General features: G+C 60.6%; 18 protein-coding genes. 7 read left to right on the top strand and 11 right to left on the bottom strand.

Going from position 1 to position 17,432, the window contains the following annotated elements; genetic code table 11:
* Position 1 precedes the first annotated feature (1 nt).
* Both ACYZT0_RS09520 and ACYZT0_RS09515 read right to left on the bottom strand, forming a co-directional pair.
* Positions 2 to 1,399 carry a NarK family nitrate/nitrite MFS transporter gene (locus ACYZT0_RS09520; RefSeq protein WP_462045598.1) on the bottom strand — a complete coding sequence of 466 codons (1,398 nt, stop codon included), beginning with the start codon at positions 1,397 to 1,399 and terminating at the stop codon, positions 2 to 4.
* Positions 1,377 to 2,681: an MFS transporter gene (locus tag ACYZT0_RS09515; protein ID WP_462045597.1), complete on the bottom strand. Its 1,305-nt coding sequence runs from the start codon at positions 2,679 to 2,681 to the stop codon at positions 1,377 to 1,379. The genes ACYZT0_RS09520 and ACYZT0_RS09515 overlap by 23 nt, the downstream gene beginning before the upstream one ends.
* Positions 2,682 to 2,985: 304 nt before the next feature.
* On the opposite strand from ACYZT0_RS09515, the gene ACYZT0_RS09510 reads away from it, so the two are divergent.
* The 4 genes from ACYZT0_RS09510 (at position 2,986) to ACYZT0_RS09495 (ending at position 6,663) form a co-directional block, all read left to right on the top strand.
* Complete coding sequence (locus tag ACYZT0_RS09510; protein ID WP_462045596.1) at positions 2,986 to 4,785, top strand: HAMP domain-containing protein; 1,800 nt, start codon at positions 2,986 to 2,988, stop codon at positions 4,783 to 4,785.
* Positions 4,782 to 5,429, top strand: coding sequence for a two-component system response regulator NarL (narL, locus tag ACYZT0_RS09505; protein ID WP_462045595.1), 648 nt, complete (start codon positions 4,782 to 4,784; stop codon positions 5,427 to 5,429). Before ACYZT0_RS09510 ends, narL begins: the two co-directional genes overlap by 4 nt.
* Positions 5,430 to 5,515: 86 nt before the next feature.
* Entirely contained in the window at positions 5,516 to 6,190 is a 675-nt protein-coding gene (locus tag ACYZT0_RS09500; protein ID WP_462045594.1) for a Crp/Fnr family transcriptional regulator, read from the top strand.
* A gap of 74 nt (positions 6,191 to 6,264) precedes the next feature.
* Positions 6,265 to 6,663 (top strand): putative zinc-binding protein, encoded by a 399-nt coding sequence (locus tag ACYZT0_RS09495; protein WP_462045593.1) that lies wholly within the window; start codon positions 6,265 to 6,267, stop codon positions 6,661 to 6,663.
* Positions 6,664 to 6,792: 129 nt separating this feature from the next.
* Here the strand turns inward: ACYZT0_RS09495 and ubiT are convergent, their stop codons facing one another.
* The 7 genes from ubiT to norR all read right to left on the bottom strand — a co-directional run bounded on the left by ubiT (position 6,793) and on the right by norR (position 13,467).
* Positions 6,793 to 7,263: a ubiquinone anaerobic biosynthesis accessory factor UbiT gene (gene ubiT, locus ACYZT0_RS09490; protein ID WP_462045592.1), complete on the bottom strand. Its 471-nt coding sequence runs from the start codon at positions 7,261 to 7,263 to the stop codon at positions 6,793 to 6,795.
* Positions 7,257 to 8,147, bottom strand: a complete 891-nt coding sequence (locus ACYZT0_RS09485) for a U32 family peptidase (RefSeq protein ID WP_462045591.1) — start codon at positions 8,145 to 8,147, stop codon at positions 7,257 to 7,259. The genes ubiT and ACYZT0_RS09485 overlap by 7 nt, the downstream gene beginning before the upstream one ends.
* 10 nt (positions 8,148 to 8,157) lie before the next feature.
* Positions 8,158 to 9,153, bottom strand: a complete 996-nt coding sequence (gene ubiU / locus ACYZT0_RS09480) for a ubiquinone anaerobic biosynthesis protein UbiU (RefSeq protein WP_462045590.1) — start codon at positions 9,151 to 9,153, stop codon at positions 8,158 to 8,160.
* A gap of 122 nt (positions 9,154 to 9,275) precedes the next feature.
* The gene (locus tag ACYZT0_RS09475; protein WP_462045589.1) at positions 9,276 to 10,511 is read right to left on the bottom strand and encodes a molybdopterin molybdotransferase MoeA; all 1,236 of its coding nucleotides are present in this window, start codon (positions 10,509 to 10,511) and stop codon (positions 9,276 to 9,278) included.
* The gene (gene moaB / locus ACYZT0_RS09470; RefSeq protein ID WP_449643747.1) at positions 10,508 to 11,062 is read right to left on the bottom strand and encodes a molybdenum cofactor biosynthesis protein B; all 555 of its coding nucleotides are present in this window, start codon (positions 11,060 to 11,062) and stop codon (positions 10,508 to 10,510) included. The genes ACYZT0_RS09475 and moaB overlap by 4 nt, the downstream gene beginning before the upstream one ends.
* A 140-nt stretch (positions 11,063 to 11,202) precedes the next feature.
* Positions 11,203 to 11,850, bottom strand: a complete 648-nt coding sequence (pdxH, locus tag ACYZT0_RS09465) for a pyridoxamine 5'-phosphate oxidase (RefSeq protein ID WP_462046532.1) — start codon at positions 11,848 to 11,850, stop codon at positions 11,203 to 11,205.
* An 87-nt stretch (positions 11,851 to 11,937) separates the two neighbouring features.
* The gene (norR, locus tag ACYZT0_RS09460; RefSeq protein ID WP_462045588.1) at positions 11,938 to 13,467 is read right to left on the bottom strand and encodes a nitric oxide reductase transcriptional regulator NorR; all 1,530 of its coding nucleotides are present in this window, start codon (positions 13,465 to 13,467) and stop codon (positions 11,938 to 11,940) included.
* Positions 13,468 to 13,621: 154 nt separating this feature from the next.
* Here norR and ytfE point away from each other — a divergent pair, with 154 nt between their 5' ends.
* Positions 13,622 to 14,296, top strand: a complete 675-nt coding sequence (gene ytfE / locus ACYZT0_RS09455; protein WP_462045587.1) for an iron-sulfur cluster repair protein YtfE — start codon at positions 13,622 to 13,624, stop codon at positions 14,294 to 14,296.
* A gap of 75 nt (positions 14,297 to 14,371) precedes the next feature.
* Here the strand turns inward: ytfE and ACYZT0_RS09450 are convergent, their stop codons facing one another.
* Both ACYZT0_RS09450 and ACYZT0_RS09445 read right to left on the bottom strand, forming a co-directional pair.
* The gene (locus tag ACYZT0_RS09450; protein ID WP_462045586.1) at positions 14,372 to 14,809 is read right to left on the bottom strand and encodes a CopD family copper resistance protein; all 438 of its coding nucleotides are present in this window, start codon (positions 14,807 to 14,809) and stop codon (positions 14,372 to 14,374) included.
* Positions 14,810 to 14,837: 28 nt separating this feature from the next.
* The gene (locus tag ACYZT0_RS09445; protein ID WP_462045585.1) at positions 14,838 to 16,028 is read right to left on the bottom strand and encodes an NnrS family protein; all 1,191 of its coding nucleotides are present in this window, start codon (positions 16,026 to 16,028) and stop codon (positions 14,838 to 14,840) included.
* Between the two features lie 483 nt (positions 16,029 to 16,511).
* On the opposite strand from ACYZT0_RS09445, the gene ACYZT0_RS09440 reads away from it, so the two are divergent.
* Together ACYZT0_RS09440 and ACYZT0_RS09435 are read left to right on the top strand one after the other, a co-directional pair.
* Positions 16,512 to 17,195 carry a Crp/Fnr family transcriptional regulator gene (locus ACYZT0_RS09440; protein ID WP_462045584.1) on the top strand — a complete coding sequence of 228 codons (684 nt, stop codon included), beginning with the start codon at positions 16,512 to 16,514 and terminating at the stop codon, positions 17,193 to 17,195.
* A complete protein-coding gene (locus ACYZT0_RS09435) occupies positions 17,192 to 17,392 on the top strand; it encodes a protein DnrP (protein ID WP_462045583.1) in 201 nt (66 codons plus the stop codon). Before ACYZT0_RS09440 ends, ACYZT0_RS09435 begins: the two co-directional genes overlap by 4 nt.
* Positions 17,393 to 17,432 lie beyond the last annotated feature (40 nt).

Genomic DNA, 17,432 nt, shown 5'->3' with positions numbered 1-17,432 from the left:
CTTAGCAGGGTGTCGCCGCGCCTTTGCGCGCGTACCACCACCACGTCACCACGATGCAGCTCAGGTAAAAGCCGACGAACATGTAGAAGGCCATCTCCGGGCCGCCGGTCTGGGCCATCGAAGTGCCGAAAGATTTGGGAATGAAGAACGCACCGAAGGCGCCCATGGCCGAACTAAAGCCCAGGACCGCGGCCGACTCTTTGCCGGCGTTCTTCAACGCTTGTTCGCGCTCAGCGGGTGGTTTGCCGGCAGAGGCTTTTTCATGCTGGGTGCGGAAGATCACCGGGATCATCCGGAAGGTGGAGCCGTTGCCCACACCGGTGGTGGTGAACAGCAACATGAACATGCCGAGGAAGCCGTAGAAGTTGCCGCCGGTGCCGTTCTGCGGCAGAAAGTGCAAGACGCCGAAGACCATCACGATCATCAGCACGAAGTTCCACAAGGTCACCTTCGCGCCACCAAGCTTGTCCGCCAGCCAGCCGCCCAACGGACGCACCAGCGCGCCAACCAACGGGCCGAGGAAAGCGAATTTCAAGGCGATGACGTCAGGGAAGGAGGTTTTGATCAGCAGCGGGAACGCGGCGGAGAAACCGATAAACGAACCGAAGGTCGCCAGGTACAACCAGCACATCAGCCAGTTGTGCTTGCGTTTGAAGATCACCGCTTGCTCGCTGAACGAGGCCCGGGCACTGGACAGGTCATTCATGCCGAACCAGGCCAGCACCGTCACCAAGACAATGAACGGCACCCAGATGAAACCGGCGTTCTGCAACCACAATTGGCCGCCATCCGGCAGTGCTTGCGGCGAGCCGCCCATGAAGCCGAACACACCGAAGGTGATCACCAGCGGCACGCAGAACTGCATCACCGAGACGCCCAGGTTACCCAGCCCGGCATTGAGACCAAGGGCTGTGCCCTGCTGCGACTTGGGATAGAAGAAGCTGATGTTGGACATGCTCGAGGCGAAGTTGCCGCCACCAAAACCGCAGAGCAAGGCAATCAACACGAACACGCTGTAGGAGGTGCTCGGGTCCTGCACGGCGAAGCCCATCCAGATCGATGGCAACAACAGCGACGCAGTGCTCAGGGCGGTCCAGCGACGGCCACCGAAGATCGGCACCATAAAGGAGTAGAAGACGCGCAAGGTCGCACCGGACAACCCCGGCAACGCCGCCAGCCAGAACAACTGGTCGGTGGTGAAGGTGAAGCCGATGGCGTTCAAACGCACGATCACCGTGCTCCAGACCATCCACACCGCAAAGGCCAGCAGCAGCGCAGGAATGGAGATCCACAAGTTGCGCGTGGCGGTCTGTTTGCCGCTACGTCCCCAGAATGCTGGGTCCTCGGGGCGCCAGTCATGAATGACCGGGCCTTTGTCAGGCTTTTGCAGAACGGACATGTTCTTCTCCTAAGGCAATGCTGGAAATCGGGGATGGGGTCAGCAGCGGCGCTTTACCCAGCACCGGGCTTTTGCGTATTTCACTGAAGTACATCCAGGTGAGGGAGACCCAGACCACGCCGTACATCAACATGAAGCAGGAAGAGCGCACGCCGGTGAGGTCCACCAGGGCGCCGAACAGGATTGGCAACACGAAACCGCCCAGGCCACCGGCGAGGCCAACGATGCCGGACACCGCGCCCATGTTTTTCGGGTAGTCATTGGCGATGTATTTGAAGACCGAGGCCTTGCCGAACGCGAAGGCGATGCCCATGACGAACAGCAGTACGGTGAACAGCGCAGGATTGAGGCCGATGTGGAAATCCACCGGGCCGTTGATCGTTTGCACTTGCAGTTGGGTCTGGGGGTACGAAAGCAGGAACAGGCAGATCCAGCTGACCCACAACACCCACCAGGTCACGCTTTGCGCACCCCAGCGATCCGACAACCAGCCGCCGACAGCACGCAGCACGCCACCGGGCAGGGAAAAACAGGCCGCCAGCAGCGCCGCGCTTTGCAGGCTGAAACCGTATTCCTGCACGTAGTACTTGGTCATCCACAGCGCGAGGGCGACATAGCCACCGAAGACGATCGAGTAGTACTGGCAGTAGCGCCACACCGCCGGGTCCTTCAGCGAGCTCAATTGCTCACGCAACGTGGCGCCGGTGGCGCTGCGGTGGTCCTTGTTTTCGACGCTGAAGAACCAGAACAACAGCGCGGTGATAAAGAGGATCGCGCTGAAGACTTTCGGCACCAGCTGCCAACTGCCGGCAGCGATCAGTGCCGGGGCGAGAAACTTGGTCACGGCAGCCCCGGCGTTACCGGCACCGAAGATGCCCATCGCAAAGCCCTGATTCTCCTTGTCGAACCATTTGGCGACGTAGGCAATCCCCACCGAGAACGAGCCGCCGGCCAGGCCGACGAACAAGCCCAGCACCAGGAACTGCCAGTAGGCGGTGGCGTGACTGATCAGGTACAGCGGCGCCACGCAGGCCAGCATCAGCAGGAAGAACACACCGCGCCCGCCAAAACGGTCGGTCAGCAGGCCCAGTGGCAAACGCACCAGCGAGCCGGTCAATACCGGGGTCGCGGCCAGCAGGCCGAACTGGGTTTCGTTGAGCTGGAGAAGGTCCTTGATCGGCACCCCGAGCACGGCAAACATCATCCAGACCATGAAACAGACAGTGAAGGCCAGTGTGCTCATGCCCAGCACCAAGCCTTGTCGTACATGCGGTTGATTCAAAATGCTCTCCAGTCAGTTAGCCATGGCGGCAGACTAGAGAGGCCAACCCCGCAAAAACTTGATCCATGTCAACGAAGCCCTAGGGGGCATAGGCCTATGCTTGCGCGGTCTACCTCTAAGGAGGTAGTTCAGGAAAACCCTAAAACCGTTTGTTTATCAGCGTCTTAAGGTTCTCTTCCAAGGTTTTTGCTGACAAGGATCGGTCGACAACTCTTTAGAGGTAGCGCGCCGGGGATCGGCGGCAAACCCTCACTCTGGTGCTGCACATGCTCTGTTTTCCTGATGTCTTCCCGGATCAGCACTGATGATGCGCTGGTTGCGCAGCTCCCTGCCCGCTCGCGCCGGGCTGGCGGTGATCCTGATCGCCGTACTTGCCCTCGCCAGTTCATTGAGCGCCGGACTGATCGCCTGGTTCAGCCAGGGTGATGCCGCCGCCATCAACACCGCAGGCTCGGTGCGCATGGAGACCTACCACCTGAGCTGGAAACTGGCGGAGGGCGCAACAATCTCTGATATCGCCGCCGTCACGAACAGCCTGCAAACCCGTCTGACCAGCCAGTCACTCAAGGCTGTACTGGAAGATGGCCCGACCACCGCGCTGCAAATCAGCTACGGGCAGATCCAGCGACAATGGAACGAGGATTTACTCCCGGCACTGCAGCGCGGCGATGCCGCCTATTTTCAGGCCCAGGCCCTGCCCTTCGTTGAACAACTGAACCAATTCGTCAACCTGTTGCAACGCCAGAGCGAAAAAAAGCAAGGCTGGCAACAGATGATCCAGGGCATGGCCCTGTTTACCACCATAATTATCCTGCTGATCGGGCTGTACGAGTTGCAGTACGGCGTGATCACGCCCTTGAAAGAGTTGGTGGACGCGACCCAGCGCTTTCGTCGCGGCGATTTCAAGGTGCGGGTCAACCATCAGTCCCAGGACGAGCTGGGCCAGTTGGCCACAAGCTTCAACGCCATGGCCGAGACGATTGAAGAGTCGCATCGCACGCTGGAGAGTCAGGTCCAACAAAAAACCCTGAACCTGCAACAAGCCAATGCCGCCCTCGAGTTGCTGTACCAAAGCAGCCGCAGCCTGGCCACACGCCTGGCCAATGCCGAAGGGCTGGATGAATTGATTCGACGCTTCCAGCAACGCCTGCCCGGCTTGCGCCTGTCGCTGTGCCTGCAAGGACAATTGCAGGCACCGGCCCAGCAGTTGCTCGCCCTGCATGGCGCGAACATCCGGGAAGTTTGCGCCAGCAGCGACTGCGCCACGTGCCAGAAGCACCATGCCAGTCCACAAACGTTCAGCATCAGCAACCAGGGCAGTGAACTGGGTGAGCTCAAGGCGCATTTTGTCGACGGACACCCGACACAAGCCTGGGAAACCCAACTGATCCAGGCCCTGGCCAACCTCATTGGCACCTCGCTCTCGCTCAAGCGTCAACGGGAGCAGGACCATCGCCTGCTACTGCTCGACGAACGCACGATCATTGCCCGCGAACTACACGATTCACTGGCCCAGGCCCTGTCCTACATGAAGCTGCAAGTCAGCCGCTTGCAGACCCTGATGCGCCGTGGCGAACCGGTCGAGACCCTGGAAAACGTCACTGCCGAACTGCGCGAGGGGCTGAACAATGCCTACCGCCAGTTACGCGAATTGCTGACCACCTTTCGCTTGCAGATTCACGACGCGGGACTGGTGCAGGAACTCAAGGACACCGCCGAGGAGTTCTCCCGGCGCGGCGAATTTCAGGTGCACCTGCACGTCGACGCGCTAGCCTTTCAGTTATCGGCCAGCGAGCAAATCCACATTTTGCAGATCACCCGCGAGGCGCTCTCCAATTGCCTGCGCCACGCCCACGCGCAAAACGCCTGGCTCGAACTGCGTCAGGACGGTGAAACCGTCAGGCTCATCGTCGAAGACGACGGGCGCGGGTTCAGCGGCAACGTCGACCAACGCGAACACCATGGCTTGAACATCATGGATGAGCGGGCCCGCAGCTTGCGCGGCCAGCTGCAGATATTTTCCAGGGAGCCGCAAGGCACCCGCGTCCAACTGGAATTCCAACCGGAGTTTCTCGGGCAGCAAACAGAAGGTAGCGTCACATGAACCCGTCCCCGCAACACACCATCCTGCTGGTCGACGACCATCCGATGATGCGTCACGGCATCCGCCAGATGCTCGAACTCGAAGATGATTTTCTGATCGTCGGCGAAGCCGGTAACGGTGAAGAAGCACTCAGTCTGATCGAGCCGCTTAAACCGGATCTGGTATTGCTCGACAACAACATGCCGCAGATGAATGGCATTGAAACCCTGCGCCAATTACGGGCCATGCACTACACCGGCAAGGTGCTGCTGTTCACGGTCTCGGACGCTGAAGACGATATTCGCGACGCACTGCGTCTGGATGCCGACGGCTATCTGCTCAAGGACATGGAGCCCGAACTGTTGGTTCAGTACATCCGCGATGCCTTGAACGGCGCACTGGTGATCAGCCCGGGCCTGACCCAGGTCATGGCCCAGGCGCTGCGTTCACCACAGCGCCAGACCGTGGTGGAACTGACCGAGCGTGAGCGTCAGGTGCTGAAAACCATCGCCAGCGGTTTCAGCAACAAAGTCATCGGCCACAAGCTGGGTATCACCGAAGGGACGGTCAAGGTTCACGTCAAAAATCTGCTGCACAAACTCGGTTTGCGCTCGCGGGTAGAGGCGGCGGTGTGGGCCATGGAGCATCTACGCAATGCAGGCTGACAGGCATCCCTCCTTGGAGGTAGGCCGGCAGAGGCATAGGTCATCCGGCCGGCGCTCTTTACTATGACCGTCAGCGGAGGTACGCCATGCTGACCCACCCTTCCATCGTTTTAACGTTGCGTCGTCATCATCTGTTCAGCCAACTGCCGGAGAAAATCTTCGAGGAAGTCTGCGGCCTGGCGATGCTCAAGCGCCTGGCCTGTCACAGCACGCTCATGCACCAGGGGGATCCGGCCAAGCGCTTTTTCCTGCTGGTCAGCGGTCAGATCAAGTTGTACCGGCTCACGGGCGAAGGCCAGGAAAACCTGGTGGAGATCATTCAGCCGGGCCAGACCTTTGCCGAAGCCTTGCTGTTCAGCCAGGCCCGTCTCTACCCGGTGAGCGCCACGGCGTTGAAGGACAGCGTGCTGGTGAGTATCGAGGGCAACCATTACCGCAGCGCACTCGAAGACCAGCCGAAAGTTTGCCTGGCCATCCTGGCGAGCATGAGCGTTCACCTGCACCTGCGTCTGCGCGACATCGACACCTTGACCATGGCCAGTGCGAGCCGTCGAGTGATCAATTTTCTGTTCCAGGAACGCAACCCGATCAGCGGCTTGATTGTCTTGCAGGTGTCCAAACGCCTGGTCGCCTCGAAGCTGGGTATTCAGCCGGAAACCTTTTCGCGGATTTTGCACCGTCTGGTGGACAGCGGCCTGATCGCGATGGAACGACGCAATATAAGCATCCTCGCCGAAGAGGATCTCGCGGCATTCCAATAGACGCAATTGACCGCAGTCAATGCGCATTGCCACCGGTCTTGCACACTGAAGAGGTCCATCCATGGAGCGTGCTCATGCCCCGTTCAACCTTGCCTCTGATTTACTCCTGCTCAGGCTGCTCCAACGTCGCCCAACTGGCCAATACCCTAGCTGTGCGACTGGATCGCAGCGGACTGGCCGAGATGTCCTGCATCGTCGGCGTCGGCGGGCATGTGACGGCGCTGGTCAACAAGGCGCGTTCCGGACGACGGATCTATGCGCTGGACGGCTGCCCGCTGGAATGCGTCGAAAACTGCCTGAAGCAACATGGCCTGCACGCGGATGTGCACTTGATTCTTAGCCAGTACGGGCTGCGCAAACGCAATGGCGAGGACTGCACGCAGGCGCAGGGTGATGAGTTGTTTGAAGAGATCAAACAGTTGATTGCCAGTGATGCGCGGCAGCAAGCAAACCGGCAGGAAACAATGGCCTAACAGCCAACGAAGAACCACTGTGGGAGCGAGCTTGCTCGCGATGACGACGGCACATTCAACATTGATGTCGACTGTTCTACCGCTATCGCGAGCAAGCTCGCTCCCACAGTGGATCGTGGGCCGCAGGTTCTACTGCGCCGCCAACCCCTTCCCTGCCCGCTCCAGATTGCGCCACAGCCAGACCGGCAAGACGTCAGGATCAAGGCTGTCGATCAGGTTCTTCAGCGCCAGCCCCAACTCCGTATCGCCCTCGATCACCAGGCGCCGGCGAAAGAACAGCGTGTCCGGGTCATCCTGACGACTGGCCAGCAATAAAAACTCTCGCCAGTTGCCACTGATGGTCACATCCGCCGGGGCGTGCTCGGCAATCCGCAAACCCTCCTGGCTGAGCGTCAGGTACCAGGACAAGCCCAGGTCCGGGATCCGCAGGCACAACCAGCGCCCGCGCAACACTTCAAATTCGCCATCGCGCAACGGCTCGACGAGGCAGCGATTGAGCGCCTGCTGCAACGCCAGGCGCTGCACCGCAAAGGGCACCCGGCGTACCAGCGGCAGTAACCGGTCGGCGCCTTTCAACAGCCATTTTTTTCGGTTCAACACAGGCCGACCTCCTCGACGCGCAACATGCCGGCCTGGCCATGCCAGTAGCCATTGCAACCGTCGACGAACAGCGGCGGTGTCTCGCCCAGTCGAACCCGTTGGTAGGCGGCAATGACCTCGGCCATGCCCTGAGCGCGGGGACTCAAACGCAGCAGATCGGCACCACAAGCCACCAACCCGGCGTAATCCGCCAGCAGATTGGTCACCTCGGCCGACATCGTTTGAATACCGTTAATGGTGAACAGCGCCTGCCCTTCCTGACTGGTCAGTGCCAGGCCGTCGGGGTAGTTGATGCAGCAAAACTGGCAGTCGTCCTTGGGCAGGTTTTCCGCCCGGGCCGTGAAGCAGCGTGCGGAATAGGCCAAGGGCAAATGCCCATAGGCAAAGATTTCAACTTCCGGAACCTCACAGCCCAGTTCGCGCACCTGCTCGAGCACATCGCCAATCAGCGCCGCCGAACATTCCACGGGCGGCACCCAACGGGTCATCCCGCAGTCCAGCAGTTGCGCCAGCGTATGACCGTTGTACAGATTGAGAGCAGGACCGCCCACGAACGGCAACTTGCGCTCGGACAGGAACTGCACCGCGCCCATGTCATTGGCTTCCACCAGCAACTGGCCGTTGTCGCAGAGCCGGCGCAGACTGGAAAGTTCGGACGCCGCCTCGATCAGTGTCAGGCTCGAAATCACTAACTGCGCCTGGCTGCATTCCTGTAATTCGCGCCCCAGCCCCAGCCATTGATCCAGTGAAAATGCCCGGCGTTTCGAGCACACGGTTTCCCCCAGATAAATAACATCCAGGGGCAAGGCCGACATCTCGGCGTAAAAGTGACGGAGTTGCTCTTTGTCCCAATAAAACAGGACCGGTCCAAGGCTGAGCTTCATGTCGCCTCCCTCATTGCCATGATCGATGATAAGCACCCAGGGTGGTCTGGCTGCCTTCGGATAAACCGGCCAGCACCCGACGCCATTCATCCTTGACCCGAAAACTGCCCGGCGAGCCACGATGGGCATCCAGTGCCGCGCGCCAGACACGGGTGACTTGTTCGACATAGGCAGGGCTGCGTTGGCGGCCCTCGATTTTTACCGCTTCGACGCCGATGGCCGTCAATTCCGGCAGCAAGTCCAGCGTGTCGAGGCTGGTGGGTTCTTCCAGCGCATGAAAGCGTTTGCCGCCGACCAGGAAGCGGCCTTTGCACAGGGTTGGGTAACCGGCGGGTTCGTCAGGGGTGTAGCGGTCGATCAGTACTTCACTGAGCCGTGCGCTCAAGCCTTCGGCGTCGTCACTCCAGCGTACCGCTTTGGCCGGCGAACACACACCGCACAGGTTCGGCGACTCGCCGGTGATATAGGAAGACAGATGGCAACGCCCTTCGGCCATGATGCACAAGCTGCCGAAGCCAAAGACTTCGATGGGCACCGGGCTGCTCGCGGCGACCTGACGCACCTGCGCCAACGACAACACCCGAGGCAACACCGCGCGACGAATCCCGTAGCGCTGCGCATAGAACTGCAGCGCCGCGGCATGGGTTGCCGAGCCCTGCACCGACAGGTGCAACGCGAGTTGCGGATGCCGCTGGCTGGCGTAGTTGAGCACCCCGGGGTCAGCGGCGATCAGCGCATCCACGCCGAAATCGGCGGCTCGATCGACCGCGCGCTGCCAGCGTTCCCAGCCCTTGGGTTGCGGGTACGTGTTGACCGCGACGTAGAGTTTGCGTTGATGCTGGCGGATGTGCGCGACCGCCGCATCGAACTGTTTGTCGTCCATGTTCAGCCCGGCGAAATGCCGGGCATTGGTGTCATCGCGAAAACCGACATAGACGGCATCGGCGCCTTCGCGCACCGCCGCTTTTAGCGCAGGCAGGTTCCCTGCCGGGCAGACCAGTTGCATGGGTAATCCTCATGGAAAAACGCGTCTCGACCATCAATCGATGCCTGTGGCGAAGCCATCGAAAAAGGCGCTGCCAGTCTAGCGAGACCGGCAGGCACAGCCTTGACGGCAATCAATTGCGATCAATGCATCAGGTCGACGAAGGACAGGAACATGACCTTGTCGTGCTTGAGCACTTGCTGCTCGCACTCGATCACCGCCAGCCCGTCAGCCCAACACGCAGCGCTCAGCATGGCGGAGCTTTGCTGAGGGTGCAGCTCCACACTCAACTGGCCGTCAGCACCAGGCGTCAGCCGTGCCCGCAAGTACTGCCGGCGCTTGTTGCGCTGCAACCAATCGAACCCGGCGGGCACAGCCAATGGCACCGGCAACACGTCGCTGACGCCCTGGGCCCTGAGCAGGAACGGACGCACCACCACCAACGCGGTAATCAGTGCCGCCGACGGATTTCCCGGCATGCCGATCCAGGGTTTGCCAGCCACTTCGCCAAAGGCCAGCGGCTTACCCGGCTGAATGGCCAGTCGCCAGAAATCCAGACTGCCCAGTTCCTCGATGGCCTGTTTGAGGTGATCTTCCTCACCGACCGAGACGCCACCGGAACTCAACAGCAGGTCGCATTCCGAAGACGCCAGGTTCAAGGCATGGCGGCTGGCGGCCAACTCATCGGCCATGACGCCATAGTCATGCACCTCAACGCCCCAACCGCGCAACAACGCCGCGAGGCAGTAACGATTACTGTTGTAAATCTGCCCGGGCGCCAACGGATCGCCCGGTTCACGCAGTTCATTGCCGCTGCTGAGCAAGCACACCTGCAAGGGTCGATAAACCTCGATCCGCGCAATGCCCGCGCCGGCCAGCAACCCCACTTCCTGCGCGCGCAGCCGCTTGCCGGCCTTGAGTAATAGATCGCCTCGACGAACTTCCTCGCCTTCCTTGCGCACGTGATCGCCAGCGTTTACGGGCGGGAACCAAACACGCTTGGCCTCAATTCGGCAACGCTCTTGCGGCACCACCGTGTCGGCACCCGGTGGCAATGGCGCGCCGGTAAAAATCTGCACCGCCTGCTGCGCGAGCAAGGGCGAGCACGCCGGATCTCCTGCCGCAATTCGTCCGCCAATCGACAAATAGCCACCTTCCGGTGGCAGGTCAGCGGCCCTGAGGGCGTAGCCGTCCATGGCGCTGTTGTCCCAGGCCGGTAAGTTCATCGGGGAATGAATGTCCGCCGCCAGAACCCGCCCCAAGGCTTGATCCAGACCGATCTTTTGCATCAGGGGCGGCGGCGGTGCCTGCTCCAGCAGACGGCTGATGGCCTCGTCCACGGGCATCAGGTGACCGAGGTCGCACACCCGACCGGTCATGAGCGTGACTCGCAGGCGTCGATGGCCCGCTGTGCTTGCGGTTTCAAATGCGGGGCGAAATTGCACGGGCCGGTGCGGCTGTCCAGTTGTTCGAGCAGGATCTTGTTCCAGGCGGTTCGACAGGCACCCGGCGAACCCGGCACGCAGCACACCAGCACGCCGTTGCTCATCCCGGCCAATGCCCGTGACTGCAGACTGGACATACCGATTTCCGCCAGGGACACCTGACGGAACAGTTCACCGAAGCCTTCCACGTGTTTGTCCAGCAACGGCAGGACCGCTTGTGGCGTGTTGTCGCGAGCGGTGAACCCGGTGCCGCCGGTCATCAACACCACTTGCACCTTGGGGTCGGCAATCCAGTGGGAGACCTTTGCACGAATCTGGTAAATGTCGTCCTTGACCAGATCACGATCGATCAACACATGCCCGGCCGTTTGCAGCAAATCCGTCAGGGTCTGCCCTGAGGTGTCGGTGTCAAAGGTGCGCGTATCGCTGATGGTCAGCACGGCAATGTTCAGGGGTTCAAACGTGCGTTGCGCCAGATGGGCCATATCCAAGCCTTCCCGTAGATGAGGGTATGGCCCGAAGCCTGAACCGGAATGGCGAGCGAGCCTATTCCTCCAAGGAGGTACCTCGTCAGGGCCATAAGGAGGATGTGTCGGGCACACAAAACCTGTGGGAGCGAGCCTGCTCATGGCGCCAAGCGGTTGCGTTGCCATACGCCATCGCGTAGCCGGTAATCGAGTCGGTCATGCAAGCGGTCGGCGCGGCCTTGCCAGAACTCCAGACGTTCATGGTGCAGGCAATAACCGCCCCAATGTTCGGGCCGCGGCACGGTCTTGCCGGCGAAGCGTTGGGTGGTTTCCCTCAGCAGCGATCCAAGCGCGGCCCGATTGGCCAACGGCTGGCTCTGCGGTGAAGCCCAGGCGCCCAGACGACTGTACAGCGAGCGGGAATCGAAGTACGCATCCGACAGCGTCGGGTCGAGCCTGGACACCTGGCCTTCAATACGCACCTGACGCTCCAGCCCCGGCCAGAAAAAGGTCATGGCGGCATACGGGTTAGCGGCCAGTTGCTGGCCCTTGTCACTCTGGTAATTGCCGAAAAAGGTAAAGCCTTCATCGCTAAAGCCCTTGAGCAGCAGGACCCGGCAGTGCGGGCGCCCTTCACTGTCGACCGTCGCCAACACCATGCTGTTGGCTTCGACAGGCGGGCACTCGAGGTCGCGGGCCAGTTGCAGCCATTGCCGGAACATCGCCAGCGGGTCGTCCAGCGCCGACTCGTCTTGCAGGCCAAAAAGGGTGTAGTTGCGGCGCATTTGTGCCAGGGAAAGGGGCATGACGGTGATCTCCGGAAGGTTCTGCACAGTGTGCAAGGCACTGCGCAACACCACCTTGACCACCATCAACACTGAGCATGCCCACCTTTATTTGAGACGCAGACGCCGAGCCAGTTTGTGCAGGTTACTGGGATCGATTTCCAGAATCCGCGCGGCGCTGGCCCAGTTTTCCCCGGACAGGCTCAAGGCCTGAAGAATTTTCTTGCGCTGGTAATCGTCAACCGCTTCGCCCAAGGGCTGGAACGGCGTATCAGCCGTATCGTCCAGGGGACTTTCGACCTCAACGTCCTGCCCGCCCATGGCACTGTCGAGATCCAGAATCTCGGGTTCCAGCGTCATGATCAGGGTGCGACTCGTGCCGCGACTGAGCTGCTTCAACGCGGCTCGACTGATCACATGTTCCAGCTCTCGCACGTTGCCCGGCCAGCTATAAGCCAGCAGCGAGCGCTCGGCCGACGGCGACAGACGCAAGCCGCGCAGGCCGAGCCGCGCCCGATTGAGCTCAAGGAAATGCCCGGCCAGCATCAACACATCGTTGCCCCGCTCGCGCAGGGGCGGAATCGGTACCGGATACACCGAGAGCCGGTGATACAGATCGGCCCGAAACAAGCCGTCGCGGATGCTGTCCGGCAGGTGCCGGTTGGTCGCTGCGATGATTCGCACATCGACATGCAACGGCTTGTCGGCACCGAGGCGCTGGATCTCGCCGTTCTGCAGGGTGCGCAGCAGTTTCGCTTGCACGGCCAATGGCAATTCACCGACTTCATCGAGAAACAGCGTGCCACCGTTGGCGGCATCGAAACGTCCGGCACGGTCACTGGTGGCGCCGGAAAAGGCGCCTTTGACATGGCCGAACAACTCACTCTCTGCCAGCGACTCCGGCAAGGCCGCGCAATTGACCTGAATCAGCGGCTTGTGGCTGCGACGTGAAAGACGATGCAAGCGCCGGGCGAACAACTCTTTGCCGACGCCGGTCTCGCCCAACAGCAACACCGGCAAATCGGAGTCGCCCAGTACATCCAGCTCATTGAGTAACTGCCGCAACACTTCACTCTGCCCCAGGATCTCACCTTCATCGATGGGCATCCGCAGGTCTTGCTGGTCGCTGCGGGACAAGCGCAGGCTGCGGTTTTCCTGCTCAAGCCGGGTCACCCGCACGGCGGCTTCAATCTGCAAGGTGCAGCGCTTGAGTTCTTCCCGCGCACGACTGTCGAAGGTCCCGGCATGCAGCGCATCGAGGGTGATCGCGCCCCAGATCCGACCCTCCACATACAGGCTCACGCCCATGCAGTCATGCACCGGCAGCGGTTCGCCGACGTGGTTGTCGAGCAAGCCGTCATAGGGGTCCGGCAAGCGACTGTCGGGCTCGAACCAGGTGGGTTCGCGCGACGCCATGATCGCCGCCAGCCGCGGATGCTGCGCGATGACGAACCGGCGCCCCAACGCTTCATGCACCAACCCCACCGTAGCGACCGGCCTCAGGCTGTCGTCATCCAGACGCAGCAATCCCACGGCGCCACTGTTGAAGTACTCGCGCAGGGTCTGGACCAGTCGTTGCAACCGCACAGCATTGGGCAACTCGACAATCAGGTCGGCCGCCAGGCTTTCACGCAGCATGGTAGTAATTACCCTCTATGGTTGGATTCACCCTAAAGCGTCAGGGTGACTATCACCACAACTAAAAATTAATCCATATTTTTCAATACGTTAAATATGGCATGCCGGATGCAACACGCCTGGGGAACCGTTGAAATCCAAACAAGGAACCCTGATGAGCCTGACCCTACTGGAACAAAGTCTTGGCCAACTGGCCTGCGACATTCCCGGCGCCACCCGGATTTTTCACACCTTCAAACTGGACTTCTGTTGTGGCGGGCATAAAAGCCTGCGTGAAGCGGCCCTTGGCAAAGCGCTCGATCCGGTCCTGATTGCCGATGCGCTGCACAGGATGCAAGACACTGGCGAAACCCAACACGACTGGCGCAACGAACCTTCGGAGCTGTTGATCGCCCACCTTCTGGCGCGCTACCACGCCCGCCACCGCGAGCAGCTGCCGGAACTGATCCGCCTGGCCCGTCGTGTCGAGCAGGTCCATGGTGCGCGCAGCAGCTGCCCCAACGGCCTGGCTGATCTCCTGACCGACATTCAGCAAGAACTCGAAGGCCACATGCTCAAGGAAGAACAAGTGCTCTTCCCGATGCTGCAACAGGGCATCGGCCCTCAGGCCGCACCGCCGATCCAGGTGCTGCGTTTTGAACATGATCAACATGGTGAAGCGCTGGAGAGGCTGCTCGCGCTGACCAACAACATCACCCCGCCTGCCGATGCCTGTAACACCTGGCGTGCCCTTTATCGTGGGCTGCTGGAGTTTCGAGATGACCTGATGCAACACATCCATCTGGAAAACAACGTGCTGTTCATTAACGCCCTGAACCCTCGCCATTGATCGATCGTCGGTCACACCCAACCCGCGCCAGCCAACCGGTTGACGCGGGTTTTGTCTGTCAGGGACGGCGTGCGATCAACCGTGCCAATAGAACATGGCCTTGGCCAGGATCACGATCAACACCATGTGCCCGAGGATGCTGCGGCGAATCCAGCTGGCGCGGGTCGCGGTCAGTCGTGCACTTTTCAGCCAGTACGCCAGCAGGAAATAATGGCCGATGATGCTCAGGGCCAGGACGATCTTCAGGCTCAACAACGTGCCGAAGCTGCTGGCCAGCGGCTGACTCAATACGCCACGGTGTTGCCACGCCAGGCTGATGCCGGCGCCATACAACAGCAACACCACGCCATGCAGCACCTTGCGCGAACGCACTGCAATGGCCTGATCCGCCGTCGTTTGCGCAGTAACCGCCAACGGCTGGCGGGCGTGGTGCCAGATCACCACCTCGAAAAACAGCGTGCCGATGAAGGCAATCGCCGCCAGCAAGTGGGTGACCAGTAAAAAGGGATACATCACCGGTAGCCTCCATCAGTTCGCGTGCTTAACCCGGATGACCGTCCACCCGGGCCTGCAGCAGCATCGGCCCGTAACGCCAGGCGTACAGCGCAAACGCCAGCGCCCAGCACAGACCGGCCAGCCACAACGCAGGCAAGGGAAAGAACAGGATCAACACGACCCGGCTCAGGCACGCCAGATTGAGCAAAATGAACGCCAGGGTGATGCCCGACGGCGGCTCCAGCGCTCGGCCGGTATGGCCCAGGCTGACCCGCGCGATCATCGCCAACACCAGGCCGCCCATCGCACCTATCGTCAGGCAATGCACCGCCAGACTCGGGTTCACCGGCACGCCGAAATGCCACAGCGCCATCCCGAGACAGGCCACCGCCAACCAGCCATAAGCCAGGTACAACGACCACAGCAACGGCACACGCCAGAGTGCGCGATCATGCCAGCGCACCAGACGCACTAGATGCCCTGCGGCCAACACGGCGAACAACAGGCCCACCCAGAGATTGGGGTCAAGCGCAGGTCCGGTGGCATATAACAACGCCACGAGGGGTGAACCGACCAGCAGCAGCCAATCCAGCCAGGGCCAGGGGGCAACGCCATCGACCTTGCCGAGGCCGCGCTGGATGAAGAACGGGATGACTCGCCCGCCGATCAACCCCATCATCGCCGCCACCAGCCAGATACCGGTCAGCACGCCTTGACGCTGCCAGCCTTCATGACCTTCGATCAAGCCGTACAGGGACAATCCGTCGGCCGCCGCTAACAACAGCAGCACAACGGCAATCGGGTAGTTACGTTTCTGCCGCACCTTCCACAAGGTGAAACCCATGAGCGCGGCCACCGCCAGCGGGAACGCCAATTCCAGCACCGCGAGCACCGGCCACGGTGCATTGACCAGCCAGGCCACGCGCGCCAACAACCACAGCAACGCCAGCGCGGCCAGCGGTTGCCCGCTGATGCCGGGGCGACCGGTCCAGGTTTGCACGGCCGTCAGCAGAAAGCCCGCGATGATCGCCAGCCCGAACCCGAACAACAATTCATGTCGATGCCAGCCCAGCCACCCACCCGCCGGCTGCCAGCCGGAAAAAGCACCACTGAAGGCGGCCAGCCAAAGCGGAATGACCAGCACGGCCAAGAGGCAGCCCGCGAGGAAGAATGGCCGAAAGGCCAGACGTAACAGCGGCGCGATTGCCATCGCTTTACGGCGGTCAAGCACTTGCATAAAGCCACTCCTTTACCTTGCGGCTGACCTGACGCCAACCCGCAAGCGCCGAGGTAAATACAGGGGTCAATCATCGGGTATCAGCGATCAATTGCCTTTGTCACAGATCAAGTGTGCAAGGGGCGTGCCCCTCTGACCCTCTGCGCCGGGGCAGGCTCTCCTCCCCCATAGAGGCCACCCATTCAGGGTAGAAATGACCCTTTAATGGTCATTTCTACCTTAGAGCCAATGGTCTTTTTTACCCTTCTGTTTGACAGCCCCAATAAACAAGGACTTCCAGGCATGGCCCGCGTTTTGCTCAAGCTACGGCAATCAAAGAAACATTGATCCCTCTCGATCCCCAGGAGTCTTCATGAAAAAAGTCATCCAGCCACTGGCCTGGTTTGTGGTGCTGACCTCGGTCCTGGCGGTGGCCAGCGGCGTCTCTCTAGGCCTCGTTTGACTTGATAGCCACCCCCTCCTCAACCTTCAGGATGAATTCTCATGGTGCTTCATCGCGTCCATCACCAGATTCTGCGCAGTCATCATTTGTTCGAGCCGTTAAACGAAGAACAGCTGGATGAATTGATGAGTACCAGCCACTTGCTGAGCATCGACAAAGGCGAGCCGTTGTTCCGTCAAGGCGAGCCGGCTGACTCGTTTTATTTCATCATTGCCGGGGCGGTGAAAATCTACCGACTGACACCGGATGGGCAGGAGAAAGTGTTTGAGGTCATCAGCGATCGGCAAACCTTCGCCGAGGCGATGATGCTGATGGACACCCCGAACTATGTGGCCTCGGCCGAAGCGATCTGCCCCACTCAGCTCTACCGGTTATCCAACAACACCTACATGCGTCTGCTGCAGAGCAATAGCCGACTGACGTTTGCGCTGCTCGGCAAGCTCTGCGTTCGCTTGCATCAGCGGGTCAACGAAATCGAAACCTTGTCACTGAAAAACGCTACCCACCGAGTCGTACGCTATCTGCTGACGCAGCTTGTGCATCAGAAAACCGTTGACAGCCAATTCGAACTGCCGATGGCCAAGCAACTGATTGCCGGGCATCTGTCGATCCAGCCGGAAACCTTTTCGCGGATCATCCGTCGCCTGATCGATGAAAACATCATCACGCAGGACGGTCGCCAGATCGCCATTCTCGATCGTCTGCGCCTGGAACAGTTCGAGTGAGCGCCATGCCCGTCTGTTTGTATTGCCAACATGCCAACCCACCGCAGGAGTCCGAGTGCCGCCAATGCGGCATGCCCCTGCCGGCATTCGCCGCACACGCGGCGGAACGTCGACTGCGCCGATTCATGGGGTTCTGCATCGGCCTGACACTCTTCTGCGTGGCGATGTTTTTCTGGCTGCCACGCAGCATCTCCTGAAGACTGCACAAATCCCTGTAGCAGCCTTCGGCAGCTGCTA

This window comes from Pseudomonas sp. ZS1P83, from assembly GCF_054897825.1.
Note: the sequence above shows the minus strand (reverse complement) of the source record. Positions and strands in the feature narration are given on the sequence as shown.